We start from the raw sequence: 20,375 nt of genomic DNA on the forward strand, positions 1-20,375 counted from the left end.
CCCGTCTTCCCCCCTGGTGTCGATGTGCTCCCGCGCCGTCACCCGCGCGCGGGAGTGGCGCCCCGCCTGGTCCGGCGGTGGGCCCCGATCGGTCGGCGCGGTCGCGCCGGGCGGCGGTGGCGCGCGCTCCTGCCCCCGAGCTCCCGGCGGAGGCAGGCCGTCACCGTCGCCCGGAGCACGACCGCGACCGTGCGGAGCACGATCACCGCGTCCCACCACGGTGACCGGTGCTCGATGTACTGGTTGTCGAAGTGCGCTCGCTCCGCGATGGAGGTGTCGCCGTGCAGGCCGTGCACCTGCGCCCACCCGGTCATCCCGCCGGGCACCCGGTGCCGGTCGGCGTAGTGCGCCTTCTCCCGCCCGAACCGCTCGGCGTAGTGCGGTCGTTCCGGGCGCGGCCCGACCAGCGACATGTCACCGCGCAGCACGTTGACCAGCTGCGGCAGCTCGTCCAGGTGCGTCCGGCGCAGCCACCTGCCGAGCCGCGTGCAGTCCCCGGTGGGCACCGCCCAGCCCTGCTCGGCACCCACCCGCAGCGTGCGCAGCTTGAGCACCTCGCTGGTCCGGCCCGGCCCGGTCACGCGCAGCTGCCGGAAGAACGCCGGTCCGGGGCTGTCCAGCCGCACCGCGACGGCGAGCGCCAGCAGCAGCGGCGCGGAGACCGCCAGCAGCAGTCCACCGAGGACGACGTCGAGGACGCGCGTGGCCCACGCCCCGGCCCGGCCGTGCCCGAGGCGGCGCAGCGGGACCAGCGGCACGCCCCACAGCTCGTCCAGCGCCGCGCGCGGCACCGCCGTGCCGAGCTCAGGCAGCCTCGGCACCACCCACACGTCGACGGGCAGCGGGCGGTGCGCCCGGACCGCTGCCACCACGGACGCTGCGGTGTCGTCGTCGGGGCAGAGGAGCACCCGCGTGCTGCCGTGCGCCGCCACGAGCTCGCCGAGCCGGTCCACTTCGGACGGATCGACCGGCCGCGGGCGCACCCCGAACTCCGGGTGCAGCTGGGCGCTCCTGGTGATCCGGGCGGCGAGCTCACCGCGCCCGACGACCAGCGTCGGCTCGTTGAGCACCCCGCGCCGGTAGCCGGCGCGCAGCGCCGCGCAGAGGGCCCCGCGGGCCAGCAGCAGCCCGCCGAAGGCGCACCCGGCCAGCACGACCAGCTCCCCGCCGGTGAGCCACGGCGCCAGTCCCACCAGCGGCAACCCGGCCGCCACCGCCAGCTGCGGGACCTGGTCGGACACGCGGGAGCAGATCCGCACCCGGTGCAGGCCCTGCACCGCCAGCAGCCCCAGCACCACCAGCGCGAACACCGCACCGAGCAGCCGGTCCGCGCCGGTGAGCAGCACGACCAGCGCCAGCGCCACCAGGTCGGCCACCGGGGTCAGCCGACCACCGGCCCGCCCGCGCACCCACGGGCGCACCTCGGGCGCGCTCGCCTCGAACGGCCGGACCGCGGCGGAGTCGGCGACGCTCATCCGACACCTCCGACGACCAGCGGTCTGGTCGCGGTCCGCTCGATCCGCTTGGTGATCCGCCGCACCGCGTAGTCGGCCCCGTAGACGAACCGCATGACCGGCCCGTGGCTGGGCGCCACGAGCGGCCCGGTGAAGTACAGCCCGGGCACCGAGGACTCGAAGTCCGCGTCCACCCGCGGGGTCCCACCGACCACGGCGATCGAGGACCGCAGCGCCCGGCCGACCATCGGCAGCCGGTTCAGCGCGGGCGGGTAGCCGGTGGCGCAGATGACGTGGTCGGCGGTGAACTCGCGCACCTGACCGCCCGCGCGCACACCCAGGCGCACCTGGTCCCCGGTGGCCTTGGCCCAGTCCAGCTGGTGCCCGACGTGCACCGGGAAGCAGCCCTCCACGCGCTCGCGCAACCACCAGCCGCCGGCCGGGCCGAGCGCGGTGCGTGCCCGGTTGATGCGCACCTGCTCGGGCAGGTGCCGGAACCACGCCGGGCGCTCGGAGTAGAACCAGGTGGACAACCCCGAGCCCAGGCCTGCTTCCGGTTCCCGCACCCTCTTCCACAGTGGGCGGTCGGGCAGCAGCGGGTAGCCGTTCCAGCTCAACCGGGGCCGGCGGGCCACCAGCCGCGCGTTCGCCCCGCTCTCGTGCAGCAGCGCCGCGGTCTCCAGCGCCGACTGCCCGGCGCCGATCACGATGACGTCCTGGCCGTGGAAACCGCTGAGGTCGTGGTGCGCGGAGCTGTGCGTGCACAGCTCCGCCGGCAGTTCCGCCAGCACCTCGGGGATCCGCGGGAAGTGCTCGACGCCGACGGCGACCACCACCTGGCGGGCCTCCACGGTCTGCCCGTCGTCGAGGGTCAGCGCGAACCACCCGGGCCGCTGCGCGATGTCGGTGACCAGCTTCTCCTCGACCTCCAGGCCGCGGGCCTGCTGGAACCACTCGCCGTAGTCCACGAAGTCGTGCAGCGGCACCGGGGTCCCGTAGTCGGCGTAGCGCCTCCCGGTCTCCAGGCAGAAGTTGCGCAGCGTGAGCGCACCGTCCGGATCGGACAGGTTGGAGGCGAATCCCTGCGACTTGAGGAACATGCCGCGCGGCATGTGCGACCGCCACAGGTTCATCGGCACCCCGAACTGCCGGTGCGACACCCCGGCGCGACGCAGGTGCGCGGCCAGCGAGAGGCCGTACGGACCGGCGCCGACGACCGCCACGTCCACCAGAGAGTCCATGATCACTCCTCGAAACGTCGTTGCGGACCGCGGATCCGGCGCCCACCGCAGGCGTCTGCGGTCACCACCGCCCCAGCCGTCCGCTCTCGTGGTTGCGGCCGACGGCGTAGCGCGGTTCGGCCAGTTCCGGGTGCCGCGTGCGACGCCGCCACGGGCGGGCCACCGCGCGGCACACCATCCAGGCGCACATCAGGGCGAACGGCACCAGGTCGTCACGGGCGAACCAGGCCCGCTCGTGCACCCGGCGCACCGAGCGCACCCAGGACCGCAGCTCGAGCTCGCCGCGCGTCCAGTACCGCAGCGCCGCGAGCGGGTCGTAGTTCTCCACCTGGAACCGGCGTCCCACCTCCGGCTCGCCGACCGGCACCCGCTGCCCGGTGAGGTCCAGGTAGGCCGCCAGCGCCACGTCCATGCCGGCGCTGTCCCGGAACAACCGGAACTGGGCGCCCAGCCGCGGGTTGAAGTCGAGCAGCTTGTACTGCTGGTCGCGCTCGTCCCACCGGAAGTCCAGGTCGACGATGCCGGTGTAGGACAGCTTCTCCAACAGCGCCGTGCACGAGCGCAGCAGCGACTCGTTCTCCACGCAGCGGCCCAGGCTGGTCAGCCCGGCGTGCGCCGGGTAGGAGCGCTCCTTGACCCCGGTGAACGCCGGGCGGCACACCGCGTCCGCGTCGCAGTAGCCGTGGAAGAACCAGTCGTAGCCGGGCCCGCCGGGCAGGTGCTCCTGCAGCAGCAGACCGGCACGCCCGGAGCGCTGGTAGAGCGCGGCGAGCTCGCCCTCGCTGCCGACGATCGTGGTGCTGCGCACCCGGCGATCGGTCGGCTGCCAAGGCGTGGCGAGCTTGGCCACCAGCGGGTACCCGACCCGGTCGGCGAACTCCAGCGCCTCGTCCCAGGCACCGACCAGCTGGGTCTGGGCGCACGGCACGCCCAGCCGACGGCACAGCTCGTGCAGCGTGTCCTTGCCGGCCAGCTGCCGCGGCAGGTCGTGCGGTGGCTGGGAGAAATGGAACCACATGCGCAGCGGGTCGCCGTGCTCGGCGAGGAAGATCGCCGCCGCGTCGTCGGTGGGGATCAGCACCGCGGTGCGCCCGATCCGCTGCGCCAGCTGCATCAACCCGTACCGGATCTCCTCGGCGTCCTCGGGGTCCGGGCTCCACAGCCACCGGCCGTGCACGTACCGGGAATGCGCCGCGGGCGCGAGGGAGTCCTCGTGCACCGCGTACACCGGGACCCCGACGCGACCGAGGCTGCGGATCACCCCCAGACCACCGTGGTGCAGCACGTTGGGGTCGAGCTTGAACACCACGGCCGGCGTGCTCGTGTCGAACATCGGCAGCACCTCACACCACGCGCCGGTGCGGCACGGCGTCGAACTGGTAGGTCGCGTCGAGCACGCGCGGGCAGTCCCGCGCCCAGCTGTAGTCGGCGCCCGGGTGCGCGGTGTGGATCACCGTGACGTCCCAGTCGCGGCCGTGCGGCTCGGGCTCGCTGGTCATCGGGGAGCCGTCGGGCAGCTCGATCTCCGGCAGCAGCGGGTCGTGGTAGCGCACGTCGACCCCCAAGCGCCGCAGCCCGGCCAGGATCGGCAGCGCCGGGGACTCCCGCAGGTCCCGCACGCCCGCCTTGTAGCTCACCCCGGCCACCAGCACGCGTGCCTCGGCGGGGTCGACGCCGGCCTCGCCGAGCAGCTCCACCACGCGCTGCACCACGCGCCCCGGTCGCCGGTCGATGGCGCGCATCGCCTCCTCGATCAGCGGGGAGGACAGCCCGCGCCGACCCAGCTGCCACAGCAGGTAGTGCGGGTCGCAGGGGATGCAGTGCCCGCCGACGCCCGGACCGGGGAAGCTGCCCAGGAACCCGTACGGCTTGGTGCCCGCCGCCAGCGTGACCTCGATCGGGTCCAGCTCCAGCTCCGCGCAGGCGTCGGCGATCTCGTTGGCCAGCGCCAGGTTCACCGCGCGGAAGATGTTCTCGTAGAGCTTGGTCAGCTCCGCGGCCTCCGGCGAGCTCACCAGGTAGACCTGGTCGGTCATCCGCCGCACCACCTCGGCCGCGCGCTGCGCGCAGCGCTGGGTGGCGCCGCCGACGACGCGCGGGGTGCGGCGCTGCACGTGGTCGAGGTTGCCCGGGTCGATGCGCTCCGGGCTGAACGCCACGTGCACGTCCTCGCCGACCCGCAGCCCCCGCTCGCGCAGCGGCTCGACCAGCAGCTCCCGGGTGGTGCCCACGTAGGTCGTGGAGGTCAGCACGATCACCTGGTCGCGGCGGGCGTGCTCCACCGCGGTGCGGCAGGCCGCGCGCAGCGCCGCCAGGTCCGGGACCCGCGCGGCGTCCACCGGGGTCGGCACGCACACGATGACCGCGTCCGCTCCCGCCAGCGCGGCCGGGTCGCTGGTCAGCTCGATCCCGCCGCCGGCCAGCGCCGACGCCAGGGCGCTGCGCTCCTGCTCGGGCAGGTCCACCTCGCCCGCCTTGATCTCGCGGAGCCGTTCCTCGCTGATGTCGAAGCCGATGACCCGCGTCGTCGCGTCGTGCAACGCGCAGGCGGTGGGCAGCCCGACGTAGCCGAGGCCGACCACCGCGGCCGTCTCGGTGCGCTGCGGTGCGGCCGGTTCGAAGGTGATCAGCCGGTCGGTCAGCAGCCGTTCCCGACCGTTGATCGCCAGCGACAGCGGATGTCCGCTCACGGTTCCTCCCCCAGTTCGCCGTGCTCGCTGCGGAAAACCGTCGCATCCGGACGCCGCCGAGGGTCTCCCACACCGTGGTGAGCGCGGTTACCGAAACTTGAGGACGCTCCCGGTTGCGCTCCTCACGGCAGGCGCGCGGCGCACCTGGCGGGCCGTGAGCGCACCAGTCAGCCGGTGCCGCAGGTGCTTGGCGTGCAAGCGCAGGGTGCCGTCCCGGTCACCGATGTAGGTGCGCGGCAGCGCGTGCAACCCGGACACCTCCGAGCGCCAGATGGCGCAGCCGTACTCGTAGCCCGCCGCCGCCACGGTGTCCACCACCCGCTGGTCGACGTCGCCGTACGGGTAGCAGAACCCGGTGACGTCCTGACCGGTGATCTCGCGCAGCAGCTCCCGGCTCTCGACCACCTCGGGCACCAGCTCGTCATCGTCCAAGTAGGACATGTGCTGGTGCAGCAGTCCGTGCGAGCCGACCTCCACACCGGACTCGGCGACCTCCCGGACCTCCACGGCTGTCATCAGCCGCTTGCGCGGCCCCTCGGGGTCCCACTCGTTGTCGCCGCCGATCCGGCCGGCGATGACGAACACGGTGGCGGTGAACCCGTACCGCCGCAGGGCGGGCAACGCGTTGCGCGCGAAGTCGGCGTAGCCGTCGTCGAAGGTGAGCCCGACCAGTCCGCAGGCCTCCCCGGCCCAGTGGGCCAGCAGCAGCTCGCGCATCGACACCCCGCGCAGCCCGGTGTCGCGCATCCACCGCAGCTGCTGGTCGAAGCGGCGCGGGTCGACGGTCACCAGGTACGGGTCGCGCTCGTGGACCGCGATCGAGTGGTACATGAGCACGTACGGGAACGGGCGTCCGGTGTCGCGCCAGGCCCGCTCGCTCACGGTCTGCGTCATGGCGGCCGCCCTCCTCGGCAACGGGTCCGGCACGGGCACGGGTTCACCCGACCGGTGAGCCGAGAGTAGGCGGCGATCAACCGCCCGCAGATCCGGTCGCCGGGGTACGCGGCCTACCGCATCGGCACGGACTACAGGTCCCCGTACTCGCCGACGCGGCGCCCCGCGACCCAGGTCTGCAGCGCGCGGGTCTGCCACCGCGCGCGCCCGGGCGGCGGGTCCAGCGGGTCCTGGTCGAGGAGGACGAAGTCGGCCCACTTCCCCGGTTCCAAGCTGCCGAGCACCTTCTCCTGGTGCGCGGCGAACGCGGCGTCGAGGGTGAACGAGCGCAGCGCCTCGTGCGGGGTCATCGCCTGTTGCGGGTACCAGCCGCCGACCGGCTTGCCCTCCCGGTCGGTGCGGGTGATGGCGGCGTGCAGCCCGTCGAAGGGGTTCTCCGAGGACACCGGGAAGTCGGAGCCCGAGGCGATGGTGATGTCCTGGTCCAGCAGGGTCCGCCACGCGTAGGCGCCGGCGATGCGCTCCGGCCCGACGCGGTCCTCCGCCATGTTCATGTCGTCGGTGGCGTGCACCGGTTGCATCGAGGCGATGATCCCGTGCGCCCGCAGCCGCGGGATGTCCTCCAACGACAGGACTTGCGCGTGCTCGACGCGGTGGCGCAGGTCGCTGCCGACCTCGGCGAGGGCGGCCTCGTAGGCGTCGAGCACCATCCGGTTCCCGGCGTCGCCGATGGCGTGCGTGGCGACCTGGAAGCCGTCCCGCATCACCTGGGTCACCCGGTTGCGCAGCTCGGTGGCGTCCAGCTGCGGCAGCCCGGCGTTCCCGGGGTCGTCGGAGTAGGGCTGGAGCATCGCGGCGCCGTGGGAGCCGAGCGCCCCGTCGATGTAGAGCTTGACGGTGCGGACGCGCAGCATGTCGTCGGCGAAGGAGTCGCCGCGCGCCTGCGCGCCGAGCTCGCGGTAGGCGTCGTAGGAGAGGAACGAGTTGGTGCGGATGGTCAGCTCGCCGGACGCGGCCAGCTGGTGCAGCACCGCGAGCTCGGCGGCGCTGGTGCCCGCGTCGCTGACCGAGGTCAGGCCGACCTCGTTGAGCTTGCGCTGCGCGGCGAGGAAGTTCTGCTTGAGGTCCTCGGTGGTCGGCTTCGGCAGGTGGCCCTCGACGAGGTCGGTCGCGGCGTCGACGAAGGCCCCGGTCGGCGTGCCGTCGGGACCGCGCACGACGTTCCCACCGGGCGGGGTCGGGGTGTCGCGGGTGATGCCGATCTGCCGCAGCGCGGCGGTGTTGGCCACCCCGGCGTGCCCGTCGACCCGGACCAGCCACACCGGCCGGTCCGGCACCACGGCGTCCAGGTCCGCCGCCGTCGGCAACCGGCCGAGGCCCCAGACCACGTCGTTCCAGCCGCGGCCGAGGACCCACGGCCGGTCCGGGTGCTGCGCGGCGAAGTCCCGGAGCGCGCGCATCGCCTCGTCCAGCGACCGGGTGCCGCTGAGGTCGAGCTGCGAGAGGGTGGCTCCGAGCTGCCCGAAGTGCCCGTGCGCGTCGTGCAGCCCGGGGACGAGCACCCGCCCCCGGCCGTCGATGCGCTGGGCTCCCCCGGCGTTGCCGACGTCCAGACCGCCGACGCGCCCGTCCGCCTCGACCAGCAGGCTGGAGAACTCCAGCGGCCCGTCGGAGGTCATGGTCAGGCCGCGCACGTTGTCGATGAGCAGTCGGCCGCCCGGCCCCGTGGGGGTGGGCTCACCGCCGGAGCACCCCGCGGTGACCGCCATCCCGGCGGTGGCCAAGCCGACCAGCTTGAGGAACTGCGCCCGGGAGATGCGGGGCTGCGGGGAACGCCGACAACAGACCTGGCACATCGCCGACCTCCTGGGTGATCACCTGCGGAGAACGTAGGCGCACGTCACCCCCCAGTCAATGAAGCGCACAGAAGCCGCCAGACCTCGAAGCCCAACCCCTCCTCGACCTCCTGCCCCGGGTCGTGAGTGCGAAGACCGGTTCCAGGCGGTCTCAGCACTCACGACCTCGAGGCACCCCACCCCAGCGCTACCCCTGAGCCGCGGCGCGGAGTTCGCGGAGCGCCGCCTGCCCCTGCGAGACGAGCCGTTCGAGGGCCCTGCTCGCTGAACACGATGTCCATCCCGTCGAGCTGCCCACCGATGCGGAACTCCACCTCGTCACCGAAGACGGCGTACTCCATCGAGCAGTCCTCGATCCTGACCCACGCAGCGACCTGGCACCCGCTCATACCGACCTTCCTCCTCGCACTGCCATCGCACGATTACTGTGGGTACCCACACCAAGACGGTACGCAGTTGTAGGACGGTACAGAAGTAGGCTCCTACAGAATGCCTCCAACGGATGATCGACGATGCACAGCGAAGGAGTCGGAACATGGGCGCCGGCCCCAGCAATCCCACCGCGTTGAAGCGCTGGCTCGTCTTCACGCTGCGGCGCCTTCGCGAGGAGAACGGGCTTTCCCGAGACGACGCGGCGCGCGCGATCAGGGCGAGCGTGAAGGTGGTCGAGCACTACGAGGTGGGCCGACGTCTTCCGAGCCCACTCGCGCTGGAAAAACTCCTCGAGCTGTACGGAGTACCAGAACGGACCGACTTCTACCTCGACCTGTTGTCCCGTGCCAAGAAGGGGCGCGACTGGTGGGCCCGCTTCGACTTCGACACCGACGCCACCGCGCTGCCGAGTTGGTTCAAGCTCTTCCTCAGCCTGGAAGCGGAAGCAGCTCGAATCGAAGGTTGGGACGCGCAAGTCGTTCCGGGCCTCTTCCAGACTGAGCAGTACGCCGAAGCCGTCATTCGAGCAGGATCCGATGACCTCGCCGATTCGGCCATCACACGGCAAGTCGCGCTCCGGGCTGCACGTCGCCAGCAGACCCTGGAACGCTCCGGGACTCCCGTCAAGGTCTGGCGCGTCATCCACGAGAACGCACTGCGCCTCCCAGTCGGCGGCGACCAGGTCCTACGAGATCAACTGGAGTTCCTACTACGTCTGCTGGAGCGCCCCAGCATCACCGTGCAGGTTCTCCCGACTGCCGCTGGAGCACACCCAGGCATCGCGGGGAGCTTCAGCTTCTTGTCATTCGATCCTGAGTTGGAAGATCCTGGACTGGTGCACGTCGATACCCACGTTCGAAGCATCTACTACGAACGGCCGGAAGACCTGGTGACCTATCGAACGGCGTTGCGGCGACTCACTGCACTGGCCATGCCGCCGGAAGAAACTCCCACCACCATTGCGAAGATCCTGAAGGAGCTGTGAGTGAACAACGAGGATGTGCCACCTGCCCACGTGTTCACCACCCGATGGAAGAAGGCTGCTCGCTCGCAAGGCGAGAACGCATGCGTTGAAGTGGCGTCGGCGCCTGGTCTGACCGGGGTCCGGGACTCCAAGCAGGGCGGGCGGGGGCCGGTCCTCGCGTTCGAGCGCGAGACGTGGGAGGCCTTTCTCGGTCAGCTGAAGGCCGGGCTCTTCGACGCACGGTGAACGCAAGCGCAGCCCCACGCGAGAGGGGCGCCTCCCACCGCACCGCCGGTGGGAGGCGCCCCTCTCGCCTCACGACCTCAGATGGTCCAGGTGTCGTTGCCGCGGAGCAGTTGCTGCAGGTCCGCCGGCTTGGACTGCTTGGCCTCCGCGACCTGGTCACGGGCCAGGTCGTCGTAGGTGGGCCGCTGGACCGACCGGAAGATGCCCGTCACCGCCGGGTCGAGGTCCTGGCCGCCGAGGCGGGACAGGGCGAAGGCGTAGGACGGGTCCTCGCGGTGGACGTCGTGCACCACCACGTCCTCGTCATCCACTTCGGACAGCTTGGCCACGCGGAAGCCGTCCCGGCCGGCCACGACGCCGTAGCGCTCGTCCTCCGGACCGAAGGTGATCGGCTCGCCGTGCTTGAGCGGGACGATGCGGCGCTGCTTCTCGTCGTTGTCCTTGAGCACGTCGAACGCGCCGTCGTTGAAGATCGGGCAGTTCTGGTAGATCTCCACCAGCGCACTGCCGCGGTGCTCGGCCGCCGCCTTCAGCGTCTCGGTCACGTTCGCGCGGTCGGAGTCGATCACCCGCGCCACGAACGAGGCCTCCGCGCCCAGCGCCAGCGACACCGGGTTGAACGGGTGGTCCAGGGAGCCGACCGGCGTCGACTTGGTGACCTTGCCGACCTCGCTGGTCGGCGAGTACTGCCCCTTGGTCAGGCCGTAGATCCGGTTGTTGAACAGCAGGATCTTCAGGTTGACGTTGCGGCGGAGCGCGTGGATCAGGTGGTTGCCGCCGATGGACAGCGCGTCGCCGTCACCGGTCACCACCCACACCGACAGGTCCGGCCGGCTGGTCGCCAGCCCCGTGGCGATCGCCGGGGCGCGGCCGTGGATGGAGTGCATCCCGTAGGTGTTCATGTAGTACGGGAACCGGGACGAGCACCCGATGCCCGAGATGAACACGATGTTCTCACGCTTCAGGCCCAGCGACGGCAGGAAGCTCTGCACCGCGTTCAGCACGACGTAGTCGCCGCACCCCGGGCACCAGCGGACCTCCTGGTCCGACTTGAAGTCCTTGGCCTTCTGCGGTTCGTCCGTGGTCGGCACACCGGCCAACCCGCCCAGGCCCGGGATTCCCAGATCGGTGGTCGTCACGCGGACACCCCCTGCACCACGTCGGTGAGCACGTTCTGCAGCTCCTCAGCTCGGAACGGCAGTCCCGCCACCTTGGTGTAGGACTGCACGTCGACCAGGTAGCGGGCGCGCAGCAGCATCGCCAGCTGCCCCATGTTCATCTCCGGCACGAGCACCTTGTCGTAGCTGCGCAGCACCTCGCCGAGGTTGCCCGGCATCGGGTTCAGGTGGCGCAGGTGGGCCTGCGCGACCTGCATGCCCTGCGCGCGCACCCGGCGGCACGCGGCGCCGATCGGGCCGTAGGACGAGCCCCAGCCCAGCACCAGCACGCGGGCCTCGCCGGAGGGGTCGTCGACGGTGACGTCCGGGACCTCGATCCCGTCGACCTTCGCCTGGCGCAGCCGCACCATCTTGTCGTGGTTGTCCGGGTCGTAGGAGATGTTGCCCTTGCCGTCGGCCTTCTCCAGGCCGCCGACCCGGTGCTCCAACCCCGGCGTGCCCGGCACCGCCCAGTCGCGGGCCAGCGTCTCCGGGTCGCGCACGTAGGGCCAGAACTCGCCGGACCCGTCCGGCGCGTTGGGCTCGGTGGCGAACTCCACCCGCAGGTCGGGCAGGTGTTCGACGTCCGGGACCAGCCAGGGCTCCGAGCCGTTGGCGATCGCGCCGTCGGACAGCAGCAGCACCGGCGTCCGGTAGGTCAGCGCGATGCGCGCCGCGTCCAGCGCGGCGTCGAAGCAGTCCGCGGGCGAGCACGGCGCGACCACCGGCACCGGCGACTCACCGTTGCGGCCGTGCAGGGCCTGCAGCAGGTCGGCCTGCTCGGTCTTGGTCGGCAGGCCGGTGGAGGGGCCACCGCGCTGGATGTCGCACACCAGCAGCGGCAGCTCCAGCGCCACGGCCAGGCCGATGGTCTCCGACTTCAGCGCCAGGCCGGGGCCGGAGGTGGTCGTCACGCCCAGCGCGCCACCGAAGGAGGCGCCCAGCGCCGCACCGACACCGGCGATCTCGTCCTCGGCCTGGAAGGTGGTGACGCCGAAGTTCTTGTGCTTGGCCAGCTCGTGCAGCACGTCCGACGCGGGCGTGATCGGGTAGGTGCCCAGGAACACCGGCATGTCGCTGCAGTGCCCGGCCGCGACGATGCCGTACGCCAGCGCGGTGTTGCCGGTGATCTGCCGGTAGGTGCCGCTGGGCAGCTTGGCGGGCGCGACCTCGTAGGTCACCGCGAACGACTCGGTCGTCTCGCCGTAGTTCCAGCCCGCGCGGAAGGCCAGCACGTTGGCCTCGGCGATCTGCGGCTTCGTGGCGAACTTCTCGCGCAGGAACCGCTCGGTGCCCTCGGTGGGCCGGTGGTACATCCACGACAGCAGCCCGAGGGCGAACATGTTCTTGCAGCGCTCGGCGTCCTTCTTGCCCAGCCCGGTGCCCTCCAGAGCGCCCTGGGTCAGCGTCGCCATCGCCACCTTGTGCACCTGGTAGCGCTCCATGGCCGGGCTCTCCAGCGGGTCGCCCTCGTAGCCGACCTTGGACAGGTTGCGCTTGGTGAACTCGTCGGTGTTGACGATGAGGATGCCGCCGGGCGGCAGGTCGCCGATGTTCGCCTTGAGCGCCGCGGGGTTCATCGCGACCAGCACGTCCGGCCGGTCGCCCGGGGTGAGGATGTCGTAGTCGGCGAAGTGCAGCTGGAAGCTGGACACGCCGGGCAGCGTGCCGGCAGGAGCGCGGATCTCTGCCGGGAAGTTCGGCAGCGTCGCCAGGTCGTTGCCGAAGGCCGCGGCTTCGGAGGTGAACCGGTCACCAGTCAGCTGCATCCCGTCGCCGGAGTCCCCGGCGAACCGGATGACGACCCGGTTCAGTTTCTGGGCGCCGTTGGTCCGGTGCCCGTTCGCGGTGCTCAATTGATCCGTTCCCCTTCACCTGCAGGCAACGTCATCCCTGTGGCGAACGATACAGCCCCGGTGTACCGTTCGATCACGGCCAGGGGCGGCCCGAACGGCTTCTGCGCACGCTCCCGCACGCCTGCGCGCGGACGATCGAGCCCCCATCGACGATCGAGTTCCGCGTCGGTCCGCAGGTCGTGCCGCCTGCACCGGCGCACCCGCCGGGGCAGCCGCTGCGAAGGCGCAGGAGAGGATGTGACGTCGCCCATACTCGGGCAACCTGTCTCGCATCTTCTCACCATCCGGGAGAACCTTCGCCGGAACGGCCGGTGCACGTGACCTCCGCCGTTCACTTCCACCCTCCCACCCTACGCCTCGCGCGCTGGCCGCTGGGACGCGCGACCACTCCCTGGGACACCACCGGCGTGGTGCCCACCTCGCGCCGGTGCGCCGCTCGTGCGCGCCCGCGGCGACGCCCGCCTTGCCGAGGAGGACCGGCCGCCCGACCCCGGCCGTTCGCACCAGCACAGCGGAGCCTCGACCACGGTGCGAGTCCCCTGTGGACAGTCGATCGACGCGCCCCGGCACCGGCCGCCGTGGGCCGAGGTGCGCGGAGGGCTGCCCGGTGGTGCCCTAGAACGAGCAGCGCACGAGGGGGAACGGGGTGAGCGCAGTGGCCGAGGAGGTCGACGTCGTGGTCATCGGCATGGGGCCGGGCGGGGAGGACGTCGCGGCCCGGCTGGCCGGTGCGGGGCTCTCCGTGGTGGGGGTGGAGTCCCGACTGGTCGGCGGCGAGTGCCCGTACTACGCCTGCGTGCCCACCAAGATGATGGTCCGGGCGGCCGACGCCCTCGGCGAGGCCCGCCGGGTGCCCGCGCTCGCCGGCCAGGCCGAGGTGCGCGCGGACTGGACACCGGTGGCCGACCGGATCCGCGACGAGGCCACCACCGACTGGGACGACACGGCCGCGGTGCAGCGCTTCGAACGCACCGGCGGACGGCTGGTGCGCGGCACCGGGCGGATCACCGCACCCGGCGAGGTGACCGTGGGCGACCAGGTGTTCCGCGCGCGGCGCGGCATCGTGCTCAACCCCGGCACCGAGCCCGCGGTGCCGCCCATCGACGGCCTCGCCGGGAGTCCGTTGTGGACCAACCGGGACGCGGTCCCGGTCCGCGAGGTGCCGGAGTCGCTGCTGGTCCTGGGCGGCGGGCCGGTCGGCCTGGAGTTCGCGCAGGTCTTCGCCCGGTTCGGCACCTCCGTCGCGGTCCTGGAAGCCGCGCCCCGGCTGCTCCCGGCCATGGAGCCGGAAGCCTCGGAGGTGATCACCGAAGCGCTGCTCGCCGAGGGCGTCCAGGTGCGCACCGGCGGGGGCGTGCAGCACGTCAAGCACGACGGCCAGTTCGAGGTGCAGCTGGCCGGCGGCGACCGGCTCACCGCCGAACACCTGCTGGTGGCCACCGGCCGCCGCACCGACCTGCAGGCGCTCGGCGTCAGCGCCGTCGGGCTGGACGACCAGGCGCGCACCATCCCGGTGGACGAGCGCATGCGGGCCGCCGACGGGGTCTGGGCGATCGGTGACGTGACCGGCCGCGGCGCCTTCACCCACACCTCGGTCTACCAGGCGCGCATCGCCGCGGCCGACATCCTCGGCCAGGACGGCGAGGTCGCCGACTACCGGGCCATGCCCGCCGTGGTGTTCACCGACCCCGAGGTCGCCACCGTGGGGCTCACCGAGTCCCGAGCACGGGACGCCGGCGTCGAGGTGAGCACCGGGACCACCCGGGTCCAGGAGTCCGCGCGGGGCTGGATCCACGGGGTGGGCGGCACCGGGGTGGTCAAGCTGGTCGCCGACGTCCGGCGCGGGGTGCTGGTCGGGGCCACGGTCGTCGCGCCCGGGGGCGGCGAGGTGCTGGGCGCGCTCGCGGTGGCGGTGCACGCGGAGGTCCCGATCACCCGGCTGCGCGAGATGATCTTCGCCTACCCGACCTTCCACCGCGCCATCGAGACCGCCCTCGGCGACCTCGACGTGTGAGCCCGCGGGTCAGCGGTCCGCACCGGTCTCCCGGCGGCGGCGCTTGCTGACGTACATGTCCCGGTCCGCCAGGTGCAGCAGCCGGTCCGGAGCGATCGACGGGTCCGAGGTCGCGACGTAGCCCACGCTGGCCCGCAGCGACAACCGCACCCCGCTGACCAGCACGTCGCTGTTCATGTGGTGCTCCACCCGGTCGCGCAGCGCCACCGCGGCCTCCTCATCGGGCAGCAGGCTGACCACCACGAACTCGTCGCCGCCGAGGCGCGCCACGGTGTCCCCGGCCCGCACCGCCAGCTGGATCTCCCGCGCCGCGGCGATGAGCAGCTGGTCGCCCACCGCGTGGCCGTAGCGGTCGTTGGTGGGCTTGAGCTGGTCGAGGTCGGCCAGCACCACGGCCAGCACCCCGTTGCCGCGGGCGAGCTGCCCGAGCCCGTGTTCCAGGCGGTCGGCGAGCAGGGCGCGGTTGGCCAGCCCGGTCAGCGGGTCGTGCAGCGCCAGGTGGGCCAGGTGGGAGTCGACCAGGCGCTGGTCGCCGACGTCCTCGTACTGGCTGAGCACGTACGCCGGCTCACCGTCCGCACCGGGCACCGTGGTCGCCCGGATCAGCATCCAGACCTGGTGGCCGTCCCGGTGCCGGTAGCGCTTCTCCACGTTCACCGAGTCGACCAGGCCGGAGCCCAGGTCCTCCAGCGCCCGGAAGCCCTGCTGCTGGTCGTCCTGGTAGGTGACGTCGGCGAAGGACATCGACAGCAGCTCCTCGCGCGTGTAGCCGAGCATCCCGCAGAGCGTGTCGTTCACCGCCGTCCACGACCCCTTGAGGTCCAGCAGCGCCATCCCGATCGGCGCGTTGGCGAAGCTGCGCTGCCACAGCAGCTCGGTCTCCCGCCGCTGGGTGATGTCCTGGATCTGGGACAGGAAGCAGATCGGCTCGCCGTCGGGGTCGCGGATGAACGCGCGGGCCACCAGCGCCCAGATCAGGCTCCCGTCGGAGCGGATGTAGCGCTTCTCCAGCGTCCTGTCCGACTCCACCGGCCCCTCTTCGTCGATGTCGTCCGGGTGGGTGAAGTCGCGGTAGTCGCGCCCCACGAGCTCCTCGCGCCGGTAGCCCAGCAACCGGCACAGGGCTCCGTTGACGTGCAGGTACCTGCCCTGCAAGTCGAGGATGGCCATCGCCGCGGCCGCTTGGTCGAAGACGCACCGCCACGGCACGTCGCCAGCGCTCGGCAGTGATGCGGACATGAGAACTGAACCATAGCGGCCTGGACGGCCCGATGCACCCACGCGCCGGTGCGTCAGGCGTCACCCCGGTTCATCGCCAGCAGGCGGTCCAGGACCGCGGGTGAAGCCTTCACACCGTCGTGCTCGTACTCGTTGGTCACCCACACCCGGGCGCCGCGGACCCGCTCGGCCGACTCCAGCGCGTGGTCCCGGTCGACGTACATGTCGTCGTGGTACACGGCAGCGGCCACCGGCACCTCGTTGCGGGCGAGCTGGTCGAGGTCGTACAGCGCCGGCCAGTCGTCCTTGGCGGCGAGCAGGTCAGCGGCCTCGCGGAGCGGCACCAGCGCCGGGTCCTGCTCGAACATCCACGGGTAGATCATCTCGCCGGTGAAGTTGACCCGCTCGGCGGTGGTCCAGTCGAACTCGGGGAACTCCGCGCGCACCCGGTGCGCCGACCACCGGGAGGCGGTGCCCTGGCAGTAGATCGACTCGTGCAGCACCGCGTAGAGCGGCCGCGGGGCGAAGGAGACCACCGCGTCCACCCCGCGCAGGAACGTGTCGGAGAGGGTGTCGCCGAGGAACGCCTCCTCCAGCAGGTAGTGCAGCGCGTCGAACTGCCCGGCCTGGCCGAGCTGGATGCCGAGCGTCTGGAACCGCTCCGGGGTCAGCCGCTCGCCGGTCGGCATGCGCACCTCGTGCTCGGCGAGGTGCTCGACCACCCGCCGCGCGATCTCGGCGTCGTGCGGGTAGCGGGCGAAGTAGGCGTCGTTCTTGCGCAGCGTGCGCGGGTAGGCGGCGCGGTAGACGTCGTCGGCGTGGCCGGTCAGCGTCGGGATGCCGCCGGTGATCAGCACCTGGCGCAGGCCCTGCGGCGCCAGCGAGAGGTAGGTCAGCGCGCAGAAGCCGCCGAAGCTCTGGCCCAGCACCGTCCACGGCTCGTCGCCGACCAGCTCGGCGCGGATGGCCTCGGCGTCGCGCACGATCGAGTCGGCGCGCAGGTGGCTGAGGTGCTCGGCCTGCTCCGCCGGGGACATCCCGGCCAGGCTCTGCCGGTTGGCCGGGGTGCTGCGCCCGGTGCCGCGCTGGTCGAGCAGCAGCACCCGGTGGTCCTGCAGCGCGCGGCCCAGCCACGCGCTGGTGCTCACCGGTCGTTCCGCCTTGCCGCCCGGCCCGCCCTGGAAGTAGACCAGCCACGGCAGCCGCTGGTCCTCCTTCCCCGGCGCGACCACCTCCCTGCCGAAGACCTCGATCTCCCCGGCGCCCGGGTCGTCGTGGCACAGCGGCACGCGGAACACGTGGTCCCGGGCCACCAGGCCCGGACGGCGGTAGGTGACGGACGGCATCGACGATCCTCCGATGTGGACTAGCGGCCTCCAGTCGCGGGGTACAGCATCCCAGTCCCGCCGCCCGGCGTGGGCCATCCGGCAGGAACCGGCCACGCGCCCTCGACGCGGTCAGTAGCCGGGGGCGCCGATCTCCTCGCAGATGCGGACGAGGTCCGGGTGCACGTAGCGGCCGTCGACCTCGATGGCCTCGCCGTCGAGGTGGATCGAGGGGCCGAGGACGCTGCCGTCGGTGTGCGCCGGGGCCACCCACGGCTCACCGCCGATCCAAGCGCCCTTGGTGCCGATGCCGAACTCCACGCACCCGAACACCCGCTCGTCCTCCACGATCCGGCCGGTGGGCACCAGCACGCCCGGGTTGAAGCCCAGCGACCAGTGCGCCACCCGGAACATGTTCGGGTCGCCGAAGGACTCCATCCAGCGGCGGAACACCTCGGCGTCGCGGCCACCGGTGATCTCGGTGACCACCCCGCGCTCCACCGAACACCGCACCGGCGAGCGCAACAGGCCGATCTCGGGGGGCGGCCACAGCGCGCCGTCGAAGACCAGCGTGCCGTTCTGGGTCTCCTCGACCGGGTTCCAGGAGATCTGGCCGGACAGCATCACGGTCTCGCCGGGGTGCTCGGCCGGCTTGCCGCGCAGGTTGATCGGGCGTCCCTGGTTGCGGCCGACCAGGTCGGTGCCGTTCGCCGCGGTGACGCGCACCTCGTCGGCCCGCTCCAGCAGGGCGACCAGCGCGCGGCCGAGCCGCATGACGCCCTCGAAGTCGGGCTTGCCGACGGTGTCGACCAGCATCGCCACGTCCATGCCGGTCAGGTTGGTGTACCGGGCGCCGTTGGCGATCGCGGTGCGGAAGGCCTCGCTGTGCATGACGTAGGCGACGCTGAACTCGATCCACACGTCGGCCCGGGCCACCGCACCCGCCACCGGTGGGGGCGGTTCCACCGCGGAGCCGGACCGGGTCTCGCACCAGACCACGGTCGGGGTCGCCCCGGCTGCGGCCACGGCCTGCGCGGTCAGCTCCACCACCCGCCGGTCGCTGGCGGTGTCGCCGGTGAGCACGACCTGCTCCCCCGGCTTGACGAGCATGACCTGCTCGACGAGCTTGCGCGCCGCGACGGCCGCCTCCCAGGACAGGTACTCGGGCCGGGACTCCACACGGCTGACCACTTCCACGGCTCCTCCTCCTCGACGTGCTCGCCCCGCGCGGCAGGGCGGCGTGCGCGGCGCGGTCGCCGCCCACGCTCGACACAGCTCACTCCGCTTCGAAGACCCGGCTGGTCGCGTGGAGGGCGTCGCCGGCGATGAGGCCCGCGCCGACCAGGTTCAGCTCCTCCTCCGCTCGGCCACCGCGCCACCTGCGGTACACGACGCGGACCAGCAGGGCGCCGAACACCAGCCAGCACGCCTGTGGAGTGCCCACCAGCAGACCCGTCGCCAGCAGCACGCCCATCTGCCTGCTGGGACCGCCGAGCAGCTGCACCAGCGCACCGGGGACCGCCCACAGCAGCAGCGTCACCACGAGGTGCGGGTCGGTCAGCCCGGCGTGGATGCTCGTCGCGTAGACCTTGGCGGTCGGCGGGACAAGCCCCTCGCCGAAGTACGACTGCCAGCACACCGCGACGGCCACCGTCGCGACCGCGAAACCGACCAGCGCGGCGAGGTACTGCTGGAACCGGCCGGAGCGCTCGAAGGCGTCGTAGGGGCGGTGCCCCCGGCGCAGCAGCCACCCGGCCTTGAGGTCGTAGCCCATGTCGGCGAACGCGGGGCCGGTGGCCGAGGTGTAGCCGACGAACAGCGCCACCGCCACCGGCGGCAGCCGGAGGAGCAGCGCCAGCACCAGGAAGATGAGCGTCACGGCGAAGGCGGGGAACCAGCCGGAGTGCATCGCCGCCAGGCCCACGATGATCTCGTGCACGATCGCGGCCAGCGCGGCCGCCAGCACCCACAGGACCAGTGCGGGCACCGACAGCTCGGCGAGCAGGCCGCCGGCCAGGGCGACCACGGCGGCGCCGAGCACGAACAACCCGTACCCCTCCAGCACGCCCCGGCGCAGGGCGCGCTCGTCGACCTGCGGCCGCTGGCTCGGGTCGGCCTCGCCGGTCCGCTCCGCCCCGCCGCCCCTCCTGCGGAACATCAGGTGCACGGCCTGCCCGAGCGCGACCAGCCCGGCGCCGATCATCACGCCGTGCGGGATGTAGAGGTCGCCGATGTCGACGCCGAACCAGTCCGGGCCGTACTGGCCGACCAGCAGGCCGAGGCCGAGCATCGCCAGCGCCCAGAGGTTGCCGAGGAACGCCACGCCCGCTGCGGAGACCGGCAGCGTGAACAGCGACCCGACGAACCCGACCGCGGCGCCGCCGGCCAGCACGGCGGCCCGCCGCCCGCCCTCGTCCCCGGCGATGATGGTGCCCGCCGCGGCGACCCCGGGCGGCCAGGCGGCCTGCGCGGGCAGCAGCCGCGAGTGGAACAGCCGGTAGAGCACGAAGGAGTCGGCGAACAGGCCGATCGCGACCCCGGCGAAGACCGGCCACACCAAGTCGGGACGCCCGAACGCGAAGAGCACCGCGATCGGCGCCAGCAGCGAGTTGGCGGCGGCGAAGGTCGAGCCGGACACCGCGCTCTGCACGAGGTTCTGCCGGTGCACCGAGCGCATGCCGCGCAGCGCGGCCACGTTGACCCGTCCGATGATCATCGCGATCAGCGCGCCGATCACCGAGGTGTTGGCCGAGATGCCCAGCGTGGTGATGAGGTGCAGGCCGATGATCGCACCGACCACGGACAGCGCGACGGTGACCACCAGGACGGTCGGCTCGAAGGCCCGCGGGTGCGCGTCCTCGGCACCCGTCCGGGGTTCGCTGACGGTCATGGACAGCCTTTCGAGGAGGGCTCAGCCGCCGCGCGGACCGAACTCGACGGGTCGGTGCGCAGCGGAGCGGACAGTCATCGATCCGGCTGGTGACGCGTTCGGCGGGGCCGACCGACGTCGCGGCCCCCACTGTCGCAC

Annotated in this window: 15 protein-coding genes; 3 read left to right on the forward strand and 12 right to left on the reverse strand. The window is 72.4% G+C overall.

The window, feature by feature from the left end; translation table 11 throughout:
• Nucleotides 1-38 precede the first annotated feature (38 nt).
• The 6 genes from HNR68_RS18850 to HNR68_RS18875 form a co-directional block, all read right to left on the reverse strand.
• Nucleotides 39-1,475 (reverse strand): sugar transferase, encoded by a 1,437-nt coding sequence (locus HNR68_RS18850; RefSeq protein WP_179722950.1) that lies wholly within the window; start codon nucleotides 1,473-1,475, stop codon nucleotides 39-41.
• On the reverse strand, nucleotides 1,472-2,695 hold the full coding sequence (locus tag HNR68_RS18855) for an NAD(P)-binding domain-containing protein (RefSeq protein WP_179722952.1): 1,224 nt from the start codon (nucleotides 2,693-2,695) through the stop codon (nucleotides 1,472-1,474). Before HNR68_RS18855 ends, HNR68_RS18850 begins: the two co-directional genes overlap by 4 nt.
• 61 nt (nucleotides 2,696-2,756) lie before the next feature.
• A complete protein-coding gene (locus HNR68_RS18860) occupies nucleotides 2,757-4,028 on the reverse strand; it encodes a carboxylate--amine ligase (RefSeq protein WP_179722954.1) in 1,272 nt (423 codons plus the stop codon).
• Nucleotides 4,029-4,038: 10 nt separating this feature from the next.
• Nucleotides 4,039-5,385, reverse strand: a complete 1,347-nt coding sequence (locus tag HNR68_RS18865) for a nucleotide sugar dehydrogenase (RefSeq protein ID WP_179722963.1) — start codon at nucleotides 5,383-5,385, stop codon at nucleotides 4,039-4,041.
• Between the two features lie 87 nt (nucleotides 5,386-5,472).
• The gene (locus HNR68_RS18870; protein WP_179722965.1) at nucleotides 5,473-6,279 is read right to left on the reverse strand and encodes a polysaccharide deacetylase family protein; all 807 of its coding nucleotides are present in this window, start codon (nucleotides 6,277-6,279) and stop codon (nucleotides 5,473-5,475) included.
• A 131-nt stretch (nucleotides 6,280-6,410) separates the two neighbouring features.
• Nucleotides 6,411-8,135 carry an amidohydrolase gene (locus HNR68_RS18875; RefSeq protein ID WP_179722967.1) on the reverse strand — a complete coding sequence of 575 codons (1,725 nt, stop codon included), beginning with the start codon at nucleotides 8,133-8,135 and terminating at the stop codon, nucleotides 6,411-6,413.
• A 535-nt stretch (nucleotides 8,136-8,670) separates the two neighbouring features.
• On the opposite strand from HNR68_RS18875, the gene HNR68_RS18880 reads away from it, so the two are divergent.
• Nucleotides 8,671-9,552: a helix-turn-helix domain-containing protein gene (locus HNR68_RS18880; protein ID WP_179722969.1), complete on the forward strand. Its 882-nt coding sequence runs from the start codon at nucleotides 8,671-8,673 to the stop codon at nucleotides 9,550-9,552.
• Nucleotides 9,553-9,777, forward strand: a complete 225-nt coding sequence (locus tag HNR68_RS18885; RefSeq protein ID WP_343050246.1) for a DUF397 domain-containing protein — start codon at nucleotides 9,553-9,555, stop codon at nucleotides 9,775-9,777.
• Between the two features lie 77 nt (nucleotides 9,778-9,854).
• On the opposite strand, the gene HNR68_RS18890 is transcribed toward HNR68_RS18885, so the two are convergent.
• Together HNR68_RS18890 and HNR68_RS18895 are read right to left on the reverse strand one after the other, a co-directional pair.
• Complete coding sequence (locus HNR68_RS18890) at nucleotides 9,855-10,916, reverse strand: thiamine pyrophosphate-dependent enzyme (RefSeq protein WP_179722971.1); 1,062 nt, start codon at nucleotides 10,914-10,916, stop codon at nucleotides 9,855-9,857.
• Nucleotides 10,913-12,790 (reverse strand): 2-oxoacid:acceptor oxidoreductase subunit alpha, encoded by a 1,878-nt coding sequence (locus HNR68_RS18895; RefSeq protein ID WP_179722973.1) that lies wholly within the window; start codon nucleotides 12,788-12,790, stop codon nucleotides 10,913-10,915. Before HNR68_RS18895 ends, HNR68_RS18890 begins: the two co-directional genes overlap by 4 nt.
• A gap of 646 nt (nucleotides 12,791-13,436) precedes the next feature.
• Between HNR68_RS18895 and HNR68_RS18900 the strand changes: the two genes are divergently transcribed.
• Nucleotides 13,437-14,804 (forward strand): dihydrolipoyl dehydrogenase family protein, encoded by a 1,368-nt coding sequence (locus HNR68_RS18900; RefSeq protein ID WP_343050247.1) that lies wholly within the window; start codon nucleotides 13,437-13,439, stop codon nucleotides 14,802-14,804.
• A 9-nt stretch (nucleotides 14,805-14,813) separates the two neighbouring features.
• On the opposite strand, the gene HNR68_RS18905 is transcribed toward HNR68_RS18900, so the two are convergent.
• From HNR68_RS18905 to HNR68_RS18920, 4 genes are all read right to left on the reverse strand, one after another.
• The gene (locus tag HNR68_RS18905; RefSeq protein WP_179722975.1) at nucleotides 14,814-16,043 is read right to left on the reverse strand and encodes a sensor domain-containing diguanylate cyclase; all 1,230 of its coding nucleotides are present in this window, start codon (nucleotides 16,041-16,043) and stop codon (nucleotides 14,814-14,816) included.
• A gap of 53 nt (nucleotides 16,044-16,096) precedes the next feature.
• The gene (locus tag HNR68_RS18910; protein WP_179722978.1) at nucleotides 16,097-17,368 is read right to left on the reverse strand and encodes an alpha/beta fold hydrolase; all 1,272 of its coding nucleotides are present in this window, start codon (nucleotides 17,366-17,368) and stop codon (nucleotides 16,097-16,099) included.
• A 111-nt stretch (nucleotides 17,369-17,479) separates the two neighbouring features.
• Nucleotides 17,480-18,544, reverse strand: a complete 1,065-nt coding sequence (locus HNR68_RS18915; RefSeq protein WP_179722980.1) for a 2,5-dihydroxypyridine 5,6-dioxygenase NicX family protein — start codon at nucleotides 18,542-18,544, stop codon at nucleotides 17,480-17,482.
• 79 nt (nucleotides 18,545-18,623) lie between these two features.
• On the reverse strand, nucleotides 18,624-20,237 hold the full coding sequence (locus tag HNR68_RS18920) for an OPT/YSL family transporter (RefSeq protein ID WP_179722982.1): 1,614 nt from the start codon (nucleotides 20,235-20,237) through the stop codon (nucleotides 18,624-18,626).
• Between the last annotated feature and the right edge of the window lie 138 nt (nucleotides 20,238-20,375).

The sequence above is a fragment of the Saccharopolyspora hordei genome (assembly GCF_013410345.1).
Taxonomy (GTDB): Bacteria; Actinomycetota; Actinomycetes; order Mycobacteriales; family Pseudonocardiaceae; genus Saccharopolyspora; species Saccharopolyspora hordei.

Coding starts and splice junctions, on each gene's coding strand:
- HNR68_RS18850 (WP_179722950.1), bottom strand. CDS start 1,475: ATGAGCGTCGCCGACTCCGCCGCGGTCCGGCCGTTCGAGGCGAGCGCG.
- HNR68_RS18855 (WP_179722952.1), bottom strand. CDS start 2,695: ATGGACTCTCTGGTGGACGTGGCGGTCGTCGGCGCCGGTCCGTACGGC.
- HNR68_RS18860 (WP_179722954.1), bottom strand. CDS start 4,028: ATGTTCGACACGAGCACGCCGGCCGTGGTGTTCAAGCTCGACCCCAAC.
- HNR68_RS18870 (WP_179722965.1), bottom strand. CDS start 6,279: ATGACGCAGACCGTGAGCGAGCGGGCCTGGCGCGACACCGGACGCCCG.
- HNR68_RS18875 (WP_179722967.1), bottom strand. CDS start 8,135: ATGTGCCAGGTCTGTTGTCGGCGTTCCCCGCAGCCCCGCATCTCCCGG.
- HNR68_RS18880 (WP_179722969.1), top strand. CDS start 8,671: ATGGGCGCCGGCCCCAGCAATCCCACCGCGTTGAAGCGCTGGCTCGTC.
- HNR68_RS18905 (WP_179722975.1), bottom strand. CDS start 16,043: ATGTCCGCATCACTGCCGAGCGCTGGCGACGTGCCGTGGCGGTGCGTC.
- HNR68_RS18910 (WP_179722978.1), bottom strand. CDS start 17,368: ATGCCGTCCGTCACCTACCGCCGTCCGGGCCTGGTGGCCCGGGACCAC.
- HNR68_RS18920 (WP_179722982.1), bottom strand. CDS start 20,237: ATGACCGTCAGCGAACCCCGGACGGGTGCCGAGGACGCGCACCCGCGG.